Source organism: Agrobacterium sp. DKPNP3 (assembly GCF_052686535.1).
Genome location: NZ_JBQYSN010000100.1, coordinates 1 through 17848 on the forward strand (window position 1 = coordinate 1; position 17848 = coordinate 17848).

General features: G+C 59.3%; 16 protein-coding genes and 1 pseudogene. 8 read left to right on the forward strand and 9 right to left on the reverse strand.

Features of this window, described 5'->3' with window-relative positions; translation table 11 throughout:
- A partial coding sequence (locus ACUTJJ_RS21235) for a hypothetical protein (protein WP_445543341.1) occupies positions 1-566 on the forward strand: 566 nt, incomplete at its 5' end.
- A gap of 108 nt (positions 567-674) precedes the next feature.
- Here the strand turns inward: ACUTJJ_RS21235 and ACUTJJ_RS21240 are convergent.
- Positions 675-1592 carry a PhzF family phenazine biosynthesis protein gene (locus ACUTJJ_RS21240; protein WP_063951140.1) on the reverse strand — a complete coding sequence of 306 codons (918 nt, stop codon included), beginning with the start codon at positions 1590-1592 and terminating at the stop codon, positions 675-677.
- A gap of 303 nt (positions 1593-1895) precedes the next feature.
- On the opposite strand from ACUTJJ_RS21240, the gene ACUTJJ_RS21245 reads away from it, so the two are divergent.
- Both ACUTJJ_RS21245 and ACUTJJ_RS21250 read left to right on the forward strand, forming a co-directional pair.
- Positions 1896-2669: an NAD kinase gene (locus ACUTJJ_RS21245; RefSeq protein WP_144574596.1), complete on the forward strand. Its 774-nt coding sequence runs from the start codon at positions 1896-1898 to the stop codon at positions 2667-2669.
- 19 nt (positions 2670-2688) lie between these two features.
- On the forward strand, positions 2689-3189 hold the full coding sequence (locus tag ACUTJJ_RS21250) for a hypothetical protein (RefSeq protein WP_144574599.1): 501 nt from the start codon (positions 2689-2691) through the stop codon (positions 3187-3189).
- 25 nt (positions 3190-3214) lie between these two features.
- Here ACUTJJ_RS21250 and ACUTJJ_RS21255 read toward each other — a convergent pair whose 3' ends face one another.
- From ACUTJJ_RS21255 to ACUTJJ_RS21270, 4 genes are all read right to left on the reverse strand, one after another.
- Positions 3215-3685, reverse strand: coding sequence for a cysteine hydrolase family protein (locus ACUTJJ_RS21255; protein ID WP_296070730.1), 471 nt, complete (start codon positions 3683-3685; stop codon positions 3215-3217).
- Positions 3686-3759: 74 nt separating this feature from the next.
- A protein-coding gene (gene prfB, locus ACUTJJ_RS21260; protein WP_172801652.1) for a peptide chain release factor 2 occupies positions 3760-4891 on the reverse strand; the annotation gives its coding sequence in 2 pieces (ribosomal slippage) (positions 3760-4821 and positions 4823-4891; 1131 coding nt in all).
- Between the two features lie 99 nt (positions 4892-4990).
- Positions 4991-7438 carry a penicillin-binding protein 1A gene (locus tag ACUTJJ_RS21265; RefSeq protein ID WP_144574608.1) on the reverse strand — a complete coding sequence of 816 codons (2448 nt, stop codon included), beginning with the start codon at positions 7436-7438 and terminating at the stop codon, positions 4991-4993.
- Between the two features lie 325 nt (positions 7439-7763).
- Positions 7764-9023 (reverse strand): N-acetylmuramoyl-L-alanine amidase, encoded by a 1260-nt coding sequence (locus ACUTJJ_RS21270; protein ID WP_445543342.1) that lies wholly within the window; start codon positions 9021-9023, stop codon positions 7764-7766.
- 645 nt (positions 9024-9668) lie between these two features.
- Here ACUTJJ_RS21270 and ACUTJJ_RS21275 point away from each other — a divergent pair.
- On the forward strand, positions 9669-12563 hold the full coding sequence (locus ACUTJJ_RS21275) for an Rne/Rng family ribonuclease (RefSeq protein WP_445543343.1): 2895 nt from the start codon (positions 9669-9671) through the stop codon (positions 12561-12563).
- Positions 12564-12755: 192 nt separating this feature from the next.
- On the opposite strand, the gene ACUTJJ_RS21280 is transcribed toward ACUTJJ_RS21275, so the two are convergent.
- From ACUTJJ_RS21280 to ACUTJJ_RS21290, 3 genes are all read right to left on the reverse strand, one after another.
- On the reverse strand, positions 12756-13460 hold the full coding sequence (locus ACUTJJ_RS21280) for an SDR family oxidoreductase (protein WP_445543344.1): 705 nt from the start codon (positions 13458-13460) through the stop codon (positions 12756-12758).
- A gap of 127 nt (positions 13461-13587) precedes the next feature.
- On the reverse strand, positions 13588-13947 hold the full coding sequence (locus ACUTJJ_RS21285; protein WP_445543345.1) for an antibiotic biosynthesis monooxygenase family protein: 360 nt from the start codon (positions 13945-13947) through the stop codon (positions 13588-13590).
- Positions 13944-14270, reverse strand: coding sequence for an NIPSNAP family protein (locus ACUTJJ_RS21290; protein ID WP_445543346.1), 327 nt, complete (start codon positions 14268-14270; stop codon positions 13944-13946). The genes ACUTJJ_RS21285 and ACUTJJ_RS21290 overlap by 4 nt, the downstream gene beginning before the upstream one ends.
- Before the next feature lie 74 nt (positions 14271-14344).
- Between ACUTJJ_RS21290 and ACUTJJ_RS21295 the strand changes: the two genes are divergently transcribed.
- The gene (locus ACUTJJ_RS21295) at positions 14345-15028 is read left to right on the forward strand and encodes an ArsR/SmtB family transcription factor (protein ID WP_445543347.1); all 684 of its coding nucleotides are present in this window, start codon (positions 14345-14347) and stop codon (positions 15026-15028) included.
- Positions 15029-15054: 26 nt separating this feature from the next.
- Here the strand turns inward: ACUTJJ_RS21295 and ACUTJJ_RS21300 are convergent, their stop codons facing one another.
- Positions 15055-16212 (reverse strand): pyridoxal phosphate-dependent aminotransferase, encoded by a 1158-nt coding sequence (locus ACUTJJ_RS21300; RefSeq protein WP_063951387.1) that lies wholly within the window; start codon positions 16210-16212, stop codon positions 15055-15057.
- Between the two features lie 173 nt (positions 16213-16385).
- Here ACUTJJ_RS21300 and ACUTJJ_RS21305 point away from each other — a divergent pair, with 173 nt between their 5' ends.
- The 3 genes and pseudogenes from ACUTJJ_RS21305 to ACUTJJ_RS21315 form a co-directional block, all read left to right on the forward strand.
- Positions 16386-17153: a DsbA family protein gene (locus ACUTJJ_RS21305; protein ID WP_296070755.1), complete on the forward strand. Its 768-nt coding sequence runs from the start codon at positions 16386-16388 to the stop codon at positions 17151-17153.
- A 126-nt stretch (positions 17154-17279) separates the two neighbouring features.
- Positions 17280-17717, forward strand: coding sequence for a type II 3-dehydroquinate dehydratase (gene aroQ, locus ACUTJJ_RS21310; protein ID WP_144574624.1), 438 nt, complete (start codon positions 17280-17282; stop codon positions 17715-17717).
- A gap of 25 nt (positions 17718-17742) precedes the next feature.
- Positions 17743-17848, forward strand: a pseudogene (locus tag ACUTJJ_RS21315) (acetyl-CoA carboxylase biotin carboxyl carrier protein); the annotation flags it as partial.

The following is a 17848-nucleotide window of genomic DNA, read 5'->3' on the forward strand; positions in this document are numbered from 1 at the left end:
CACTCGAAAACCGTCAGGTCGAAAACCGGCAAGTTGAGAATCGTCAGGCACCCGCTCCGTCGCAGCCGGTCGCACCCCGCCAGGCTGGACTTCGCGAAGAAGGCGGCGGCTGGATCAGCGATCTGTTGCGTGGCGCATCGCAGGAAACGCCTGCCGCCTCGACACCGCGCGCCACGGCCGAGCAGCAGCCGACCCGCGCGGCCGATACCCGTAATCCGCGCCATATGGTGGAATCGCTGAACTCGCTCTCGGTCGATATCGCCCGGGCCATTGATCATGATGCTTCCGTGGAACTGTGGCGCCGTTACCAGCGTGGCGAGCGCGACGTCTTCACCCGTCGTCTCTACACGCTGAAGGGTCAGACGACGTTTGACGAGATCAAGCGCAAATATGAGCGGGAAGCTGAATTCCGCACCGCCGTGGACCGCTACATCAATGATTTCGAGAAGCTGCTTGCCGATGTCGCCCGCACCGACCGCGACCGGACCGTCACCCAGTCTTACCTCACCTCCGATACCGGCAAGGTCTATACGATGCTCGCCCATGCAGCGGGTCGGTTCAACTGACACCAGCAGCGCAGATACAAGAAAACCCCGGTTGAAAGGCCGGGGTTTTCATTTGTCGTCGCTATGCTTCGTTGTTTTGCAACAACCTGATGTCAGGGAATGGCGGCGTTAAATCTCGAACGTGCCAGACGCCACGCGAATCGCGTGACCGCCGATGCGGGCGCGGGCGATTTCGTTGTCCTTGATGTCCATACGCAGATGGATGTGGGATGGTCTTTCCATCTCCACGCCCTGCTCTATCAGCAGCGGGTAGTGGCCATCCGTCAGGCCATCGAAATGGTGGATCGCGCCAGAAAGGGCGGCGGCGGCCGAGCCGGTAGCCGGGTCTTCGGCAATTCCCATTTCGGGGGAGAACATGCGGGCGTGGAACTTTGCCGCATGATTGACCCCGCCGCGACAATAAATGTAGGCGGCCGTCAGCCGGCCTTCGACCAGCGGGGCTGTGCGCAGCCAGAGATTGGCGTCAAAATCCATCTCCCTGATCGCGGCGATATTGTGCATCGGCACCAGCAGGAAAGGCACGCCTGCCGTCCAGATCGACGGGACGTGGTTCTCGAAGCCCAGATGCCCTTCGCTCACGCCCAAGGCGTCGGCAAGCGCTGCGTGATCGAGCGGCAGATCAACGCGGGAGGATTTGCGCGGCAGATCGAATTCCGCAAAGCTGACAGCGCCTGAACGCATCTTCACGGCGCAGCGCACCGGACCCACTTTTTCCTCGAGCACGCAAACCATATCGATGTCGTCATCGCTCTTACTGCGGTTACGCTCGGCGATGGCGACGGCCGCACCAACGGTCGGGTGGCCGGCGAAGGGCAACTCGCCTGACGGCGTGAAGATGCGCAGCGACGCGGCATGTGCCGGGTTGGTGGAGCGATTGATGAAAACCGTTTCGGAAAGGTTCATTTCCCGGGCAATCGACTGCATCGTGGCCTGAGAAAGATCGTCGGCGTCATACATAACCGCGAGCGGGTTTCCCGCCATCTTCGTCTCGGTAAAGACATCGTAGATATCGTATTTCAGCGCCACGTCCGTCTCCTGCCACTCGCCATGTCATTAGCCATCGCAAATTGCATCAGCCCGCCCTGCACCGCAACCCTTGTTGAAGGGCAGAAATCAAGAAGCTGTGGACCGGAGCTACACGTACGGCGCTCAGCGAACGGTTGCGTCAGCGAAAGACCTTGTCGCAGGCAGCAGTCTTCATGTACCAAGGGTGCATCTTGCGGCTAGATCTCCACCTCGCTTTGAGGTTTCTTGGGGTTTCCAGCCGCTTCAAGAGGTTGCAGCGTCTGGCAGACCATTCGGGTTCTGTCCCGCTGTCGAGGGAAGCGGATGTCGCATTCTACCTATTCACTCTCCTTCGTCGCCTCCCCAGCCGAGGACGCGCAGTCGGCGCTGACGGAGCTGAAGGCCGTTTACGGCGACACGCCGTTTGAGGAGGCGGAGGTTATCGTTGCGCTCGGCGGCGACGGCTTCATGCTGCAAATTCTCAACGAGACGATGAATTCCGGCAAGCGCGTCTATGGCATGAACCGCGGCTCCGTCGGCTTCCTGATGAATGACTATCGGGTGGACGGCCTGCTGGAGCGTATCGCCGTGGCAAGCGGCAATGATTTTCACCCGCTGCGCATGACGACGACGGACGCCGATGGCGACGAATTTACCGCCCTTGCCATGAATGAGGTAAGCCTGTTTCGTCAGTCGCATCAGGCTGCCAAACTTCGCGTTGAAGTGGACGGCAAGGTGAGACTGGAAGAGTTGATCTGCGACGGCATGATGGTGGCAACCCCGGCAGGGTCGACAGCCTATAATTTTTCCGCCCATGGCCCGATCCTGCCGCTGGAATCGCCGCTTCTGGCGCTCACCCCGGTCAGCGCTTTCCGACCGCGGCGCTGGCGCGGCGCCCTATTACCGAATAAGGTAACCGTCGATATTCATGTGCTGGAGCGCGACAAACGGCCTGTGAACGCGGTTGCGGACCACACGGAGGTGAAATCCGTTCGTCATGTCAGGATTGCACAATCACAGGACAGGACGGCAAGAATTCTGTCTGATCCGGATCGTTCATGGTCTGACCGGGTTCTCGCCGAACAGTTCAATAACTAAGCCAGTGACCACGATTGCCATGCACACCAAGACATACCTCCTTGCTGCTCTCTTGCTTGCCTCGGCTGCCTTCCCGGTATCAGCGCAGACGGCGGCAATCGATACGCTGCCCGTTTCGGCCATATTCGTCGTCAGCAGCGGCCTGTGGGAGGACAGGAATCTCGAACCGGTAAAGGGTCCCGACGGGCAATTGCACCCGCCACCCGCCTCGCCCACACGCGGCTATTACAAGGTCATCGCCATCCGCCAGACCGATGGGACGGCAAAGGTTTATCTTCAACGTATCGTCTTCACCGCCGAAGGCCCGAAGCTTCTCGAAAACATCGAACTCGACGAGTTCAATCAGATGAAGTCCTACGTCACGGATATCCGCCCGGAAAGCTCGAACGGTGCCCCCACCTCGCCCGGCCTCTTCGTCACCGTCTATCTGAAGACGGACCCGATGGCCAAGGAGGCAGAGAGCTGGACGATTCTCATCGACGAGCTAGGTGAGATGAAGGTGGAAAAGGCGTCCAACTGATCCTCGGACATATGGCCGAACACGCTCATGCGCGCAGCGCCTCTGGCCCAGCGAGAACCGCTCCAAAATGATGCTTCCACAATCTCGCACCCAGCTTGCCGCTGCGATCGAGGCTGGAGCCGACCGTTAGCCACGGCAAAAGCGTTGGGTGCAACCCCGCATCGAAAAGGGCGAAACCGGCCGCGAGCACGCACGTATCCGCCTGGATGCCGCAGACGAGAACCCTGTCGAGTTTCAGCGACAGCAGGTACTCTATAACGTCCCGCGGCGGGCCATAGCCGTGTTTGATGAAGATGCGATCGGCGGGGACAAGCGATGGGTCGTCCGCACCTGGTTTCCAGCCGAGCTGACGCTCGAAGGGTGTCACGCTTTCATCATGACGCTCGACGGTCGCGATGCTGGGCATGGTCGCGGCTAGCGCTGTAATCTCCGCCACCAGGGCTGCCGGAGGATGAAAGCTTGGCTGGACGTCAACGATGTAGAGCGCCTGTTTCACACCTGTTCTCCAACGAAAAGCCCCTCGCAATGGGATGCGAGGGGCGATGTTTCATTCCATGTTCCGCAACAGTCTCAGTCGATATCCGAGACTTCGACATCCGCGCCGCCGCTGATCCGGTGGGCGAGTGCGGCTTCCATGAACTCGTTCAGGTCACCGTCGAGCACGTTGCCAGGGGCCGTGCTTTCGACGCCGGTGCGCAGATCCTTGACCAGCTGATAGGGCTGCAGAACGTAGGAACGGATCTGGTGGCCCCAGCCGATATCGGTCTTGGATGCCGCCTGCGCATTTGCAGCCTCTTCCCGCTTCTGCAGCTCCACCTCATAAAGGCGGGCGCGCAGCATGTCCCACGCCTTGGCGCGGTTCTTGTGCTGGGAACGCTCCTGCTGGCAGGCAACGGCGATACCGGTCGGAATATGCGTGATGCGCACGGCCGAGTCCGTGGTGTTGACGTGCTGGCCGCCCGCGCCTGACGAACGATAGGTATCGATGCGGCAGTCGCTTTCGTTGATGTCGATCTGGATCGAATCGTCAACGACGGGGTAGACCCAGACGGAAGAGAACGACGTGTGGCGGCGCGCATTGCTGTCATAGGGAGAAATGCGGACGAGACGATGCACCCCCGATTCCGTCTTCAGCCAGCCAAACGCATTATGACCCTTCACGAGGATCGTCGCGGACTTGATGCCGGCTTCTTCACCATCGTGAACTTCCAGAACCTCGACCTTGAATCCTTCACGATCCGCCCAGCGGGTGTACATGCGCAGCAGCATGTTCGCCCAGTCCTGGCTTTCCGTGCCGCCCGCACCTGAGTGCACTTCGAGATAGGTATCATTGCCGTCGGCCTCGCCGGATAGCATGGCTTCCACCTGACGGCGGTTCGCCTCGCTCTTCAGCGCCTTCAGTGCGTCTTCGGCTTCCTTGACGATTTCGTCATCGCCTTCCATTTCGCCGAGTTCGATCAGCTCGATGTTATCCCGGAGCTGCTGCTCCAGCGCCTTGACGCCATTGATGCTGTCATCCAGCTGCTGGCGCTCACGCATCAGCTTCTGGGCCTCTGCGGCATCGTTCCAGAGGGTCGGATCCTCTGCCTTGTTATTCAACCAGTCCAGTCGTCTTATCGCCTGGTCCCAGTCAAAGATGCCTCCTCAGCAGGCTTATGGCCTGCTTGATTTCGTCGACGACATTCACGATTTCATTGCGCATTTCGCTGGTTCTTCACCTTCATTAAAACTCGTTGCTCAAATAAATGCGGGGGGCGCGGATGTAAAGACCCGCGCCCCCCGATGATCCCGGAACTTCTGATCAATAAAGCCCGCCGCCGCCGCCAGTGATGGCCTGCTGCGCCTGCGGCGACGTCTTGAGGATGTCTTCCTGCGACATGTAGTTCTCCGCGCCGATCACCGAGAAGCTGTCGGCCGGGCCGGTGCCGGGCTTGAATGCTTCCATGATGGTGTCAGGTTCGCCCTCTACTGCCGCCATACCGGTCTTGCGATTGACGGCAATGAACTTCATACCATCGGGTACGATGAACTTCGATGGCTGCAGATGCTTGGCCGCATCGGCGATGAACTCGCCGAAAATCGGTGCCGAGAGCGAGCCACCGGTGCCGCCGCGACCGAGGGGAGCGGGAGAATCAAAGCCGATATAGAGACCGGCCACCATGTCCGGCGTGTAACCGACGAACCAGGCGTCCTTTTCATCGTTGGTGGTGCCCGTTTTGCCGGCAACCGGCAGATCGACCTTGATCTTGCCCGCTGCCGTGCCGCGCTGCACCACGCCTTCCAGCATGGAGGTTGTCTGGTAAGCGGTCATCGGGTCGAGGACCTGCTCGCGATTATCGACGATGACGGGCTCGTCCTGGTTTTGCCAGCTCGTCGCATTGCAGCCTTCGCATCCACGCTCTTCGTGCCGGAAGATTGTCTTCCCGTAGCGATCCTGGATACGGTCGATCAGCGTCGGCTTGATCTGCTTGCCGCCATTGGCAAGAACCGAATAGGCCGAGACCATGCGCATGACGGTGGTTTCACCCGAACCGAGGGACATCGACAGAAGCGGCGGCATCTTGTCGTAGATGCCGAAGCGTTCGGCATATTCCGCCACGAGGTTCATACCCATGTCCTGTGCCAGACGCACGGTCATGAGGTTACGGGACTTTTCGATACCGAGACGCAAGGTCGAAGGGCCAGCCGAACCGCCGCCGTAATTCTGCGGTTTCCAGACCTGGTTGCCGGAGACGACCTCGATCGGGGCGTCGAGGATGACCGAGGCCGGCGTATAGCCATTGTCGAGCGCGGCTGCGTAGATGAACGGTTTGAAAGAGGAGCCGGGCTGACGCATGGCCTGCGTCGAGCGATTGAATTCTGACTGCGCATAGGAGAATCCGCCGACCATGGCCAGAACACGACCCGTGTGCGGATCCATCACTACCATGCCGCCCTGCACTTTCGGCGGCTGGCGCAGGCGATATTCATTGCCGGAGCCGGAGAGCGGCTGCGCATAGACGACGTCGCCGACAGAAAGCACGCCAACTGGCGACTTGGCGGTCGCGCGCTTGCCGGCTGCATCGCGGAATGCCCAGCGCATGTTTTCTGCCGAGATATGCCCGCGCGTGCGCTTGTCGCCATCTTCCGCGTCGGGATCGGCCTGAAGGCCGATATCGACGCCATCGGCAGCAACAGCGAGTACCACTGCAACCTTCCACTCGGGAACGTCGCGCAGACCCTTGACCTTCGCCAATGCCGCCGTCCAGTCACCAGCTGTTTCGATCTTTTCGACAGGGCCACGGAAACCACGACGCTCGTCATACTGTACAAGCCCGTCCTGAAGCGCCTTGCGGGCTTCGCGCTGGATTTGCGGATCGAACGATGTGCGGACGGAAAGACCGCCTTCAAGCAGCGCTTCCTCGCCATATTTCTCGACGATCTGGCGGCGAACTTCCTCTGCAAAATAATCAGAGGCGAAAATATGCGCCCCACCACGACGCAGATTGACACCGAGCGGCTGCTTCTTGGCGTCTGCGGCGTCATCGGCAGTGATGTAACCATTCTCGGCCATGCGGTCGATCACCCAGTCACGACGCTCGAGCGCAGCCTTCTCGCGGCGGATCGGATGGTAATTGTTCGGACCCTTCGGCAGAGACGCCAGATACGCCGTCTCGGCAATCGTCAGTTCGGTGACGGATTTGTTGAAATAGGTCAGCGCCGCCCCGGCGATGCCGTAGGAATTCAGGCCGAAAAAGATCTCGTTGAGATAAAGCTCGAGGATCTTGTCCTTCGAGTAGGTTTGCTCGATGCGGAAGGAGAGGATGGCTTCCTTGAGCTTGCGGTCGATGGTCTGGTCGTTGGTCAGAAGAAAGTTTTTTGCAACCTGCTGGGTGATCGTCGATGCGCCTACGGGACGACGGCCGGAGCCGACATTCTGGAGATTGACGAGGATGGCGCGACCGAGGCCCCAGATATCGACGCCCGGATGGTTGTAGAAATTCTTGTCTTCTGCGGACAGGAAGGCTGCCTTCACGCGGTCCGGTATCGCCTGGATCGGCAGGAACAGGCGCTTCTCATGCGCATATTCCGCCATGAGCTCACCATTGCCAGCGTGTACACGGGTTGTTACGGGCGGCTCATAGGTGCTCAGAACTGCGTAATCCGGCAGGTCCTTCGTCACGCCGTGCAAATAAATCGCACCGACGACGGCGGCGCACAGAAAGAGCACGCTGGCCAAGCCGAAAAAATATCCAATCAGTCTGATCATACCAAGCTACCGATAATCCGAATCGTAACCATCAACGCCCGACGATTTACGGGCGCATCCTTGCATATCGCGTGCCGTTTTGCACACCATACCTTCGATGACAAGCCGATACGGCAGCATTCGCTGATATGTTACCGGGCCGAATGCCCGCAATCATGCCTCGAAGCTTACGGATTGCCACCGAATCCGCCTCCCGAGTAACGCGGGGAATGTGAGTAAAATAGGGCTCAGCGGTCGCATTCGTTGCCAAGGGTCAAGAATTGAACAGCTTTTCGGCGGTCTCTGGCGGGGCAGCCACACTTTTGGTTGACCCGTCGGCGGCCTGTCAGCCACCGTTTGCCATGGCCTTCGCGCGGTATCGCCCGACGGCCGTCGCCAAGGTATCGGCAACCTTTTTGCGCCACGCGTCATCGAGAAGCAGCTTTTCGTCTTCGGGATTGGAAAGGAAGCCGAGTTCCAGCAGTACCGACGGCACATCGTGGGCGCGCAGCACCATGAAGCCGGCATAGCGATGCGGATTATTGATGAGACCCACCTGCCCCTCGAAGGATGAGACGATGTTTTCGGCAAGGGTCACCGAAAAGGCTTGAGTCTCGCGGCGGGTGAAGTCGAGGAGAATATCGGCGACCTCGGGCGGTTCGGAGGAAGCGGCAACACCGGCAATCTGGTCGGACTTGTTTTCGCGCTCCGCCAGTTCCTGCGCCTGCCGGTCAGAAGCCCGATCCGACAATGTGTAGACGGTCGCACCGCGGATGCCCTTCTGCTTCAGCGTGTCGGCATGCAGGGATATGAAGAGATTGGCATTGTTCTGCCGGGCGATCGTTACCCGTTCGGACAGAGCGAGAAAGGTATCGGAATCCCGCGTGAGAAAGGCCTTGATGCCCGGTTCCCGGTTCAAACGATCGGCAAGCTCCTTGGCAAAGGTCAAGGTAATGACCTTTTCCTCGGTACCCGTGGTGCCACCGGTGGCGCCGGCATCGATGCCGCCGTGGCCCGCATCGACGGCGATGACGAAGTCCGCTGGACGCGAGGTTTTGTCGTCGGGTGTAATCGCTGACGTCGTCACCGGCGCAGGCGCGCGCCATTGCTGGTCTTTCACCAGTTCCGCGAACTTGCCCCTGGTGGTGATTTCCGCGTCCAGCACAAACCGGAACGACTGCCCGTCATCTGCCTTCTTCGTTTCTGCGACCGCCACCTGAACCGGCTTTTTTGCCGTCAGAACGATGCGGGCGCTGTTTTCGCCCATGGTGCCAAAGCGGATATCGGAAAAAAGGCCCGTTGGCTTGAGATCGGAGACGGGGAATTTAAAATTGACCGCCGGAAAGTCGACTACGATTCGTGCCGGCGAATCGAGGTAATGAACGTCGAACTCCGGCTCTTCCGCAAAATCGAGAACGATACGCGTGCGAGCCTCATCGCCGATGATGCGCGCCTGATGGGCGACGAGCGGCTCGACCGCATGCGCTGCCGGGATAAGGGAAAAAGAGGCGGCGACCCCAAGCGCCAGGACAACCGCGGCCCGCGCGATTCGCACGCCAAGCCACCCTGCCCCGCCTGATATCGCTGCGCTGCGCGTAAAATTCATGTCCCTCGAGAAATTCCGTATTTCAGTCATTTTAGATAAACAGCGATGAAAAACGCCGCGAACGGAGCCGTTTCAACCACGCCGTACGATAGTTTGCACGTTTGCGCCCCACAATCGCAGGCGTTGGTGAACCAATTGTTAACCCGGAAATTCCACCAACAATATGGCATATTTAGCCAGCCTATTGCTATTATGACAGAGAAAACATACAACGCATGTGAGGGTTAAAAGTGTTGACGGGATAGATGCCCGCCGGCTGCCAATCGAAAAAGACGCTGGCGCTGCACATCGGGCAATCATCTGCCGTCGTTACATTTATCCTGAAACTCGATCAATTCCGGCCGTGGCCGGAGACCTACCCGGTGGCACTGCCACCGCCGCTCTGAGGAGAGCAAATTCATCGGACCCCAAGGGGTCTATATATTATTGTCGTTCCGCCTGGCCAATGATGTCGCAGCAGTTTTCACATGAACCGGATACCAGGAGCAGGCCAAGCGCCTCGCCGTCGGTCCGGATGCTGCCAGTTTACAGAGGCCCGGGTGGAGACTTCATTTCCGGCACATCCTTGCACTCATATGAAAGGCTCGTCCGTGTGGCGGGCCTGTTCTCGTATAAAACAAGGCTGCGCCGAGGAGCACAGCTTACATGGCAGACAAAATGCTTATCGACGCCTCCCACGAAGAGGAGACACGCGTAGTCGTTGTCCGTGGGAACCGGATCGAAGAATTCGATTTTGAATCGGAGCACAAAAAACAAATCCGCGGCAATATCTATCTTGCCAAGGTCACCCGCGTTGAGCCCTCGCTTCAGGCGGCTTTCGTGGACTACGGTGGAAATCGCCACGGCTTTCTCGCTTTTGCGGAAATCCACCCGGATTATTACCAGATCCCGCTCGCTGACCGACAGGCACTGCTGAAAGCAGAAGCCGAGGATCATCGCCGTAGCGACGATTTCGAATCCGCCGACGCTCCCGAGCCAGCCGCCCCCATGATCGACCTTTCGCAGGTGGACCAGCCTGACGTCGGCATCGTTTCGGCGCCCGAAGCGGCCGAAACCGTGGCAGCCGAAGAAGCAGCCCCCGTGGCGGAAACGGTTTCTGAAGAAGCAGCCGTCGAGGTTGTGGCCGAAGAAGCACCCGCCGAGGAAGAAAAGCCGAAGAAGCGCGTCCGCCGCCCCCGCGCCAAGAAGAAGACCGCCGAAGAAGAGGCCGCAGCGGTTGACGCATCTGAAGCGTCATCCGAAGACGACGGCAGCACCGGCGGCGACATGGCCGCCATGGTTGATGCCGATACGATTTCGGAGGAAGTGGAAGGCCTTCGCCGCGGCAATAACGATGATGACGACGATGATGACGATCATCACGAAAAGGAAGTCATCGAATCCGTCGGCGCCGAAGACGCCATGGAAGAGGTTCCGGACCGGATTGCCCGCAAGCCGCGCAAACAATATCGCATCCAGGAAGTCATCAAGCGCCGACAGATCCTTCTGGTGCAGGTCGCCAAGGAGGAACGCGGCAACAAGGGTGCCGCACTCACCACCTATCTGTCGCTGGCTGGCCGTTACTCCGTGCTGATGCCGAATACGGCGCGGGGCGGCGGTATTTCCCGCAAGATCACCCAGCCGACAGACCGCAAGCGCCTCAAGGAAATCGCGCGCGATCTGGAAGTGCCGCAGGGCATGGGCGTCATTCTGCGCACCGCCGGTGCCAACCGCACCCGCGTCGAAATCAAGCGCGACTTCGAATATCTGATGCGTCTGTGGGAAAACGTCCGCACGCTGACGCTGAATTCCACCGCTCCCTGCCTCGTTTACGAGGAAGGCTCTCTGATAAAGCGCTCGATCCGCGACCTTTACAACAAGGATATCAGCGAGATCATTGTTTCCGGCGAAGAAGGCTACCGTGAAGCAAAAGACTTCATGAAGATGCTGATGCCGAGCCATGCCAAGGTGGTTCAGCCTTATCGCGACATTCACCCGATCTTCTCGCGCTCCGGCATCGAAGCGCAGCTCGACCGCATGCTGCAGCCCCAGGTGACGCTGAAGTCCGGTGGTTACCTCATCATCAACCAGACGGAAGCGCTGGTTTCGATCGACGTCAACTCGGGCCGTTCGACACGCGAGCACTCCATCGAAGAAACCGCGCTGACGACCAACCTCGAAGCCGCGGAAGAAGTGGCGCGCCAGCTGCGTCTGCGCGACCTTGCCGGTCTTGTCGTCATCGACTTCATCGACATGGAAGAAAAGCGCAACAATCGCGCTGTCGAGAAGAAGCTCAAGGATTGCCTGAAGAACGACCGGGCCCGTATTCAGGTCGGCCGCATCTCGCATTTCGGCCTTCTGGAAATGTCTCGCCAGCGCATCCGCGCTTCGGTGCTGGAATCGACCACCCAGGTCTGCCAGCATTGCGGCGGCACGGGCCACGTTCGCTCGGAATCCTCCATCGCCCTGCATGTGCTGCGCGGCGTCGAGGAATATCTGCTGCGCAACACCACCCACAATATCACCGTGCGCTGCACGCCGGAAACGGCGCTCTACCTGCTCAACCACAAGCGTGGCACGATCGTCGATTATGAAGGCCGCTTCGGCGTGTCGATCATCATTGCGGCCGACTCCGGCGTCGGCGCCCAGCATTTCGCGATCGATCGCGGCGAAGCCGTCGAAAATCCCGTAAAGATCGAAAGCCTCATTCAAATGCTGCCGAACTTCGTCGAGGAAGAAGACGATTTCGTCGCTGAAGTGGAAGAAGACGAAGACGAGGAAGAAATCGTCAAGGCAGAAAGCGCCCAACCGCGCCAGCAGCCGCAGGGCGACAATGGCGAGGAAGGCAAGCGCAAGCGCAAGCGTCGTCGCCGCCGTCGTGGCAAGGGTGGCCAGGGTGACCAGAACGGCACTGTCGATGCCCAGTCCGGTGATGCGGACGGCGATGATGCCGAGGGTGACGATGACGGTATCGAAGCGGATGACACCGGCGCTGATGCCGAGAACGGTACAGCGGAAGCAGCAGGCTCCGATGAGGACGGCAAGCGCAAGCGCCGCCGTCGCGGCAAGCGTGGTGGCCGCCGCAACCGCGCCGAGGACGAGGCTCTTGACGGAATTGAGTCTGCCGATGATGAAGCTGAAGGCGAAGAGGTCGCTGCTGCGGCTGCCGTCGCTGAAGAGCCGGCTGCTGCCGAGGTCGTGGAAGGCACGGTTGCTGATGTAGCCGTCGTTGCTGACGAGACCGCGCCGAAAAAGCCACGCCGCACCCGCAAGGCCAAGGCCAAGACGGAGACCGAAGAAGCGCCGCAGGCCGAAGCTGTCGAAACGGTGGAGCCGGTGGTCGTTGAGACGACTGTCGTTGATGTCGCCGTCGAAGAAGCAGGCGAAGCCTCTGCCGACGTTGCACCGGAAGCGGAAGCGCCGGTAAGTGAAGAGAAGGTTCGCGCGAACCGGGGCAACAATGTCTCGAGCTCCGAACCGGTCGTCACGTCGTCCGCGCCAGAGGGCGATGAGCCGAAGCCGCGCAAGGGCGGCTGGTGGCAGCGCAAAGGCTTCTTCTAAGCGAAGAGAAACTCCATAAACGACGCCCGCAACATCGTTGCGGGCGTTTTGCTTTGCGGGTAGCGGAGTGTGATGTCGCCGCTGCTCCTATGCTTTCCAGCCTGGAACGAGGTGGCAAGCGGATGAGAAGAGCCCATCTCTTCCGTCATTCCGGGCTTGAGCCGGAATTTCGCGGACGCGCGCCTGCGCCGCTTAAACCGAGCGTGTCAGCCCTCCGTCAACCCGGATATTCTGGCCGGTAATATACCCTGCTCCTTCGGATGCGAGAAATGCCACCGTGGCAGCGATTTCCTCGCTCTTGCCGTAGCGCTGCATCGGCACAGATTCGCGGCGCTCCTCCGTTGCCGGCAAGCTGTCGATCCATCCCGGCAGAACATTGTTCATGCGGACATTGTCGGCCGCATAGGTATCGGCAAAGATCTTGGTGTAGGAAGCCAGGCCCGCGCGGAAGACGGCGGAGGTCGGGAACATGCTGCTGGGTTCGAATGCCCATGCCGTCGAGATGTTGACGATCGCGCCCGCCTTCTGCTTCACCATGACGGGCGCGATTATCCGCGTCGGGCGAATGACGTTCATCAGATAGACGTCGAGACCGGTGTGCCATTGCTCGTCGGTGATGTCGAGAATAGCGGCCCTCGGACCGTGCCCTGCACTATTGACCAGCACGTCGATGCGGCCGAATTTCTCGAGCGTCTGATCCGTCAGCCGCTGGAGATCGTCATTGGACTGGTTGGAGCCTGTGACACCGATACCGCCCAGCTCCTTCGCCAGCGCCTCCCCCTTGCCGGAGGAGGACAGGATCGCAAGCCTGTAACCATCCGCGGCCAGACGTTTCGCCACAGCCGCTCCCATGCCGCTGCCGCCTGCCGTTACAATAGCCACTTTTTCTGTCGACATTGCTATCTCCTCGTTTGATCGGGGTGCCCCGCACCACATGGCTCATCTATAACGGGTTTCAACGAGGAGTTCGAACCAGAATGGCTTGCAGCGGCATGCAGAAAAACTGATGCGTGCAAGGCCAACCCTAGTCCGCACTCCCGACCGGATGGGCCTTGCGGCTGTCGACAGGCGCTTCCTGTCTCTCCGACAGACCATAATCGCGGATCACATGGGCGATACGAAGCCGGTAATCAGAAAAGGTGCCGGACCGTCCGAGCACCTGTGCGCGGCGGTGTGAAGGCCGGTTGCGCCAGGCCATCACCGCTGCTTCGTCCCGAAAAAATGACAGGGAGAGCATCTTTTCGGGATTACTGATGCTCTGAAATCGTTCGACTGACACGAAGCCATCGATGTCTTCTAGCTCGGCGCGCAGGCCTGCTGCTATATCCAGATAGTGCTGCTTTTCGCCGTCGGCCGGCCAGACCTCAAAGATGACGGCGATCATTGTCCGCCTCCGCCGTGCGGGCGAGAGGCAAGGCGCAGAAACAGGCGATCCTCGCGTCGGATGAACCGTTCCCGGCGCGCGAACTCGTAATTCTCCCGCCCCACGGGATCAGCAGCGAGCCGAGCCCTGTAGGCTTCGTAAGCGGCGAGATTTTCAATGTTGTAGACGCCATAGGCAATCGTGCTCGATCCTTCCTTTGGCGCAAAATAACCGATGAGATCGGCCCCGCAACGCGGGATCGCCTCGCCCCAGTTGCGGGCATAGAGGTCGAAGGCGTCAACCTTGAAGGGGTCGATCTCATAACGAATGAAACAGGTCAGCATCATTTCTCTCCTGATGTTATACGCGACCGGTTTACCCTGTTGCGACACGTCAATGCTTCGGCTACCATCGAAGCATGAAAGACGGACCTCTTATCGCCAACGTCGCTGCGCTTATAGGCGACCCCGCCCGTGCCAACATCCTGACGGCACTGATGGATGGACGCGCGCTGACGGCGAGTGAGCTTGCGGAAGCCGCCGGCGTGACCCTGCAAACCGCCAGCGGGCACCTTTCCAAACTCTCAGAGGCGCAATTGCTGAAGGCGGAAAAACAGGGGCGTCATCGCTATTTCCGTCTCTCTGACGAAGATGTGGCGCAGGTGCTGGAAGCTTTGATGGGACTTGCGCAACGCACAGGCGCGGTTCGCGTCCGCACCGGACCGAAGGACAAGGCGCTGCGGGAAGCGCGCATCTGCTACGATCATCTGGCCGGGGAAAGCGGCGTGGCCCTGCTTGCGGCCATTACCGCCAAAGGATTGGTGACCTCAAGTGATGACCCGGCCCTGACGGACGAAGGGCGTGACTTCTTCTCCAGCTTCGGCATCGATCTTTCGCCACTCGAAAAGGCACGCCGGCCAGTATGCCTGCATTGTCTTGATTGGAGCGAGCGCCGCCATCATCTCGGCGGCGGGCTGGGTGCCTCTCTCCTCGACGCCATGCAGCAGCGCGACTGGCTGCGGCGCGGAAACGGTCGCGTACTGACCTTCACCGCAAAAGGCGAAAAGGCCTTTGTCAGCACCTTCGGCTGCACGCCCGCCTGATGTCCCGACGAGCCAGGCGCTTCGGCCTATTTCAGCCAGCCAGCGATCCGTCCCACCGCCTCGGCAATGTCAGATACCGAACCCGCATAGGAAATGCGTAGCGCCCTGTGGCCCTCTTCAGGATCGAAATCCATTCCCGGCGTCGCCGCCACATCGATTTCCGCCAGCATGCGCTTGGCAAAATCCATGCTGTCATTGGAAAAGCGGCTTGTATCGACATAGGCGTAAAACGCGCCATCCATCGGGGACGCCAGCGGCAAGCCTATTTCCGGCAGCCGCGCCATCAGGAAATCGCGGTTCGTGCGATAGCTTTCTCTGTAGACATCAAGCTCCTCGGCGGCCGAAAAGGCGGCACATGCCGCGAGCTGAGAGAGTTCCGGTGCCGAAATATAAAGGCTCTGGGCGAGACATTCGACAGGGCGAACCAGATTCTCCGGCAGCACCATCCAGCCGATGCGCCAGCCGGTCATGCAATAATATTTGGAGAAGGAGTTGATGATGACGGCTTTGTCGGTGATCTCCACCGCGCTTGTCTCTTCTCCGACGAAGGTCAGGCCGTGATATATTTCGTCTGAAATGAAGGCCATGTCGCGGCTGTCGCAATAGCTGGCGAGCCGCTTCAACGCTTCGCGTCCGGTGACCGTGCCGGTCGGGTTGGCCGGGCTTGCCAAAAGCACGCCCTTCAGTTTGCAGCCCGCCCGGGTTTCCGCCCGTTCGAGGCTTGCGGGTGTCAGCGTGTAGCCGGTTTCTGCCGTGACCGGAACTTCCACCACGTTAAGGCCGAGCGCTTTCAGAATATTGCGATAGGCGGGATAACCAGGCCTTGCGATGGCGACGTAGTCGCCAGCGTCGAACAAACTGAGGAAGGCAAGGTTGAAGGCGGCTGATGATCCTGTCGTCACGGCAATGCGCGCCGGATCGATCGCGACCTGATGGCGCAGACGGTAGTGGCCGGCAATCGCTTCACGCAACTCGCGCAGGCCGAGCGCGTCGGTGTAACCGATCCGCCCGTGTTTCAGTGCGTCTTGCGCTGCTGCCAGCGACGCTTTCGGTGCCGGATGGGAAGGCTGGCCGACCGCCATGGAGATGACGGGACGTCCCGCCTGCCTGCGCCTGTTCGCTTCCGCCAGAATATCCATGGCGTGAAAGGGTTCGACTGCGCTCCGCTTCGATATCGTAATCAAGGGCATGCTCTTTCCTGAACCGTATTTCGCAGACTTGCAGCAGAATCACAATCTTCACAATCGTGAGACCATAATGCGGACAAGTATTTTTGCCGTATGGCCTTTGGCTTAAAGTAAGGTAATTGCCTTCATAAGATTCCAAGAGGCTCCGGCCGCATAGAATGAGGACCGATATGGCGCATTTTCTCCGTTCCACCCTTCTTGCCAGCGTGACGGCCCTTTCAACGGTATTCGCCTCCCTGCCCGCCCATGCGCTCGATGAGCAGCAGAAGAAGGAAATGGGCGAGTTCATCAAGCAGTATCTGATCGAGAACCCTGAAATCATGCTGGAGGTTCAGGACGCGCTTGAACGCAAGCAATATGCGTCGCGCAACGCCAAGGCTGCGGAAGCCGTTGCCGAGAACAAAAAGGCGATCTTCGAATCGAAATACGACCTCGCGCTCGGCAATCCCGATGGCGACGTCACACTCGTTGAGTTCTTCGATTATAATTGCGGCTACTGCAAACGCGCCATGGGCGACATGGACAACATCCTGAAGAGCGACAAAAAAATACGCGTCGTGCTGAAGGAATTTCCGATCCTCGGGCCGGAATCCGTCGCTGCCCATCGCGTGTCGAACGCCGTGAAGCTGCTTGCGCCGGCAAAATATCCGGAATTCCAGCGCACGCTGCTTGGCGGTCGTGGACGCGCCAATGAGGACAGCGCGATGGAAGTCGCGACCTCGCTTGGCCTGAAGGAAGCCGATATCCGCAAGTCCATGGCGGAAAACCCCAATGATGCGCAGGTGCAGGAAACCTACAAGCTGGCAAACAGCCTCGGCATTACTGGAACGCCCTCCTACATCGTTGGCGACGAGGCTGTCTTCGGCGCTGTCGGTGCGGACCCACTCAAGGAAAAAATTGCCAATATGCGCAGCTGCGGAAAAGCCACCTGCTCCTGATTCAGACTAAACCGCGTTCATTGCCTGTGAGATACGGAGCACCCCCTGCGCTTTAAGGCTTGCAGGGGCTTTTCCTTAAAGGCTGCGCAGTCTATAGGTGTCGCTGATTTTCTTATGGAAACGCGAATGAGCAACATCATCATCGTCATCAACGGCCCCAATCTCAATCTGCTGGGAAAACGGGAACCGGGTATTTACGGTGGCAAAACGCTGAAAGACATAGAAAACGATTGTGTGAAGGCCGGTGCCGAACTCGGCTTTTCGGTGGAGTTTCGCCAGTCCAACCACGAAGGTGTGCTTGTGGACTGGCTGCACGAGGCGGGCGAACGGGCAGCGGGCGTTGTGATCAATCCCGGCGCTTACAGCCACACCTCGATCGCGTTGCACGATGCCATCCGCGCAATTCCTGCTCCGGTCGTGGAGGTGCATATCTCCAACATCCATGCACGGGAAGAATTCCGTCACAAATCGATGATCTCGCCCGCAGCCAAGGGCATGATCTGCGGTTTCGGACCATATGGATACGTCATGGCGCTTCATGCGCTGAAGAACATCACGGCATAAAAAGAAACAAAGAATAGGGTTTGTCATGTCTGAAAAGAAACAGGGTATCGACAAGGAACTGATCCGCGAACTCGCGAATATCCTCAACGATACCGACCTTTCGGAAATCGAAGTGGAGCAGGACGACCTGC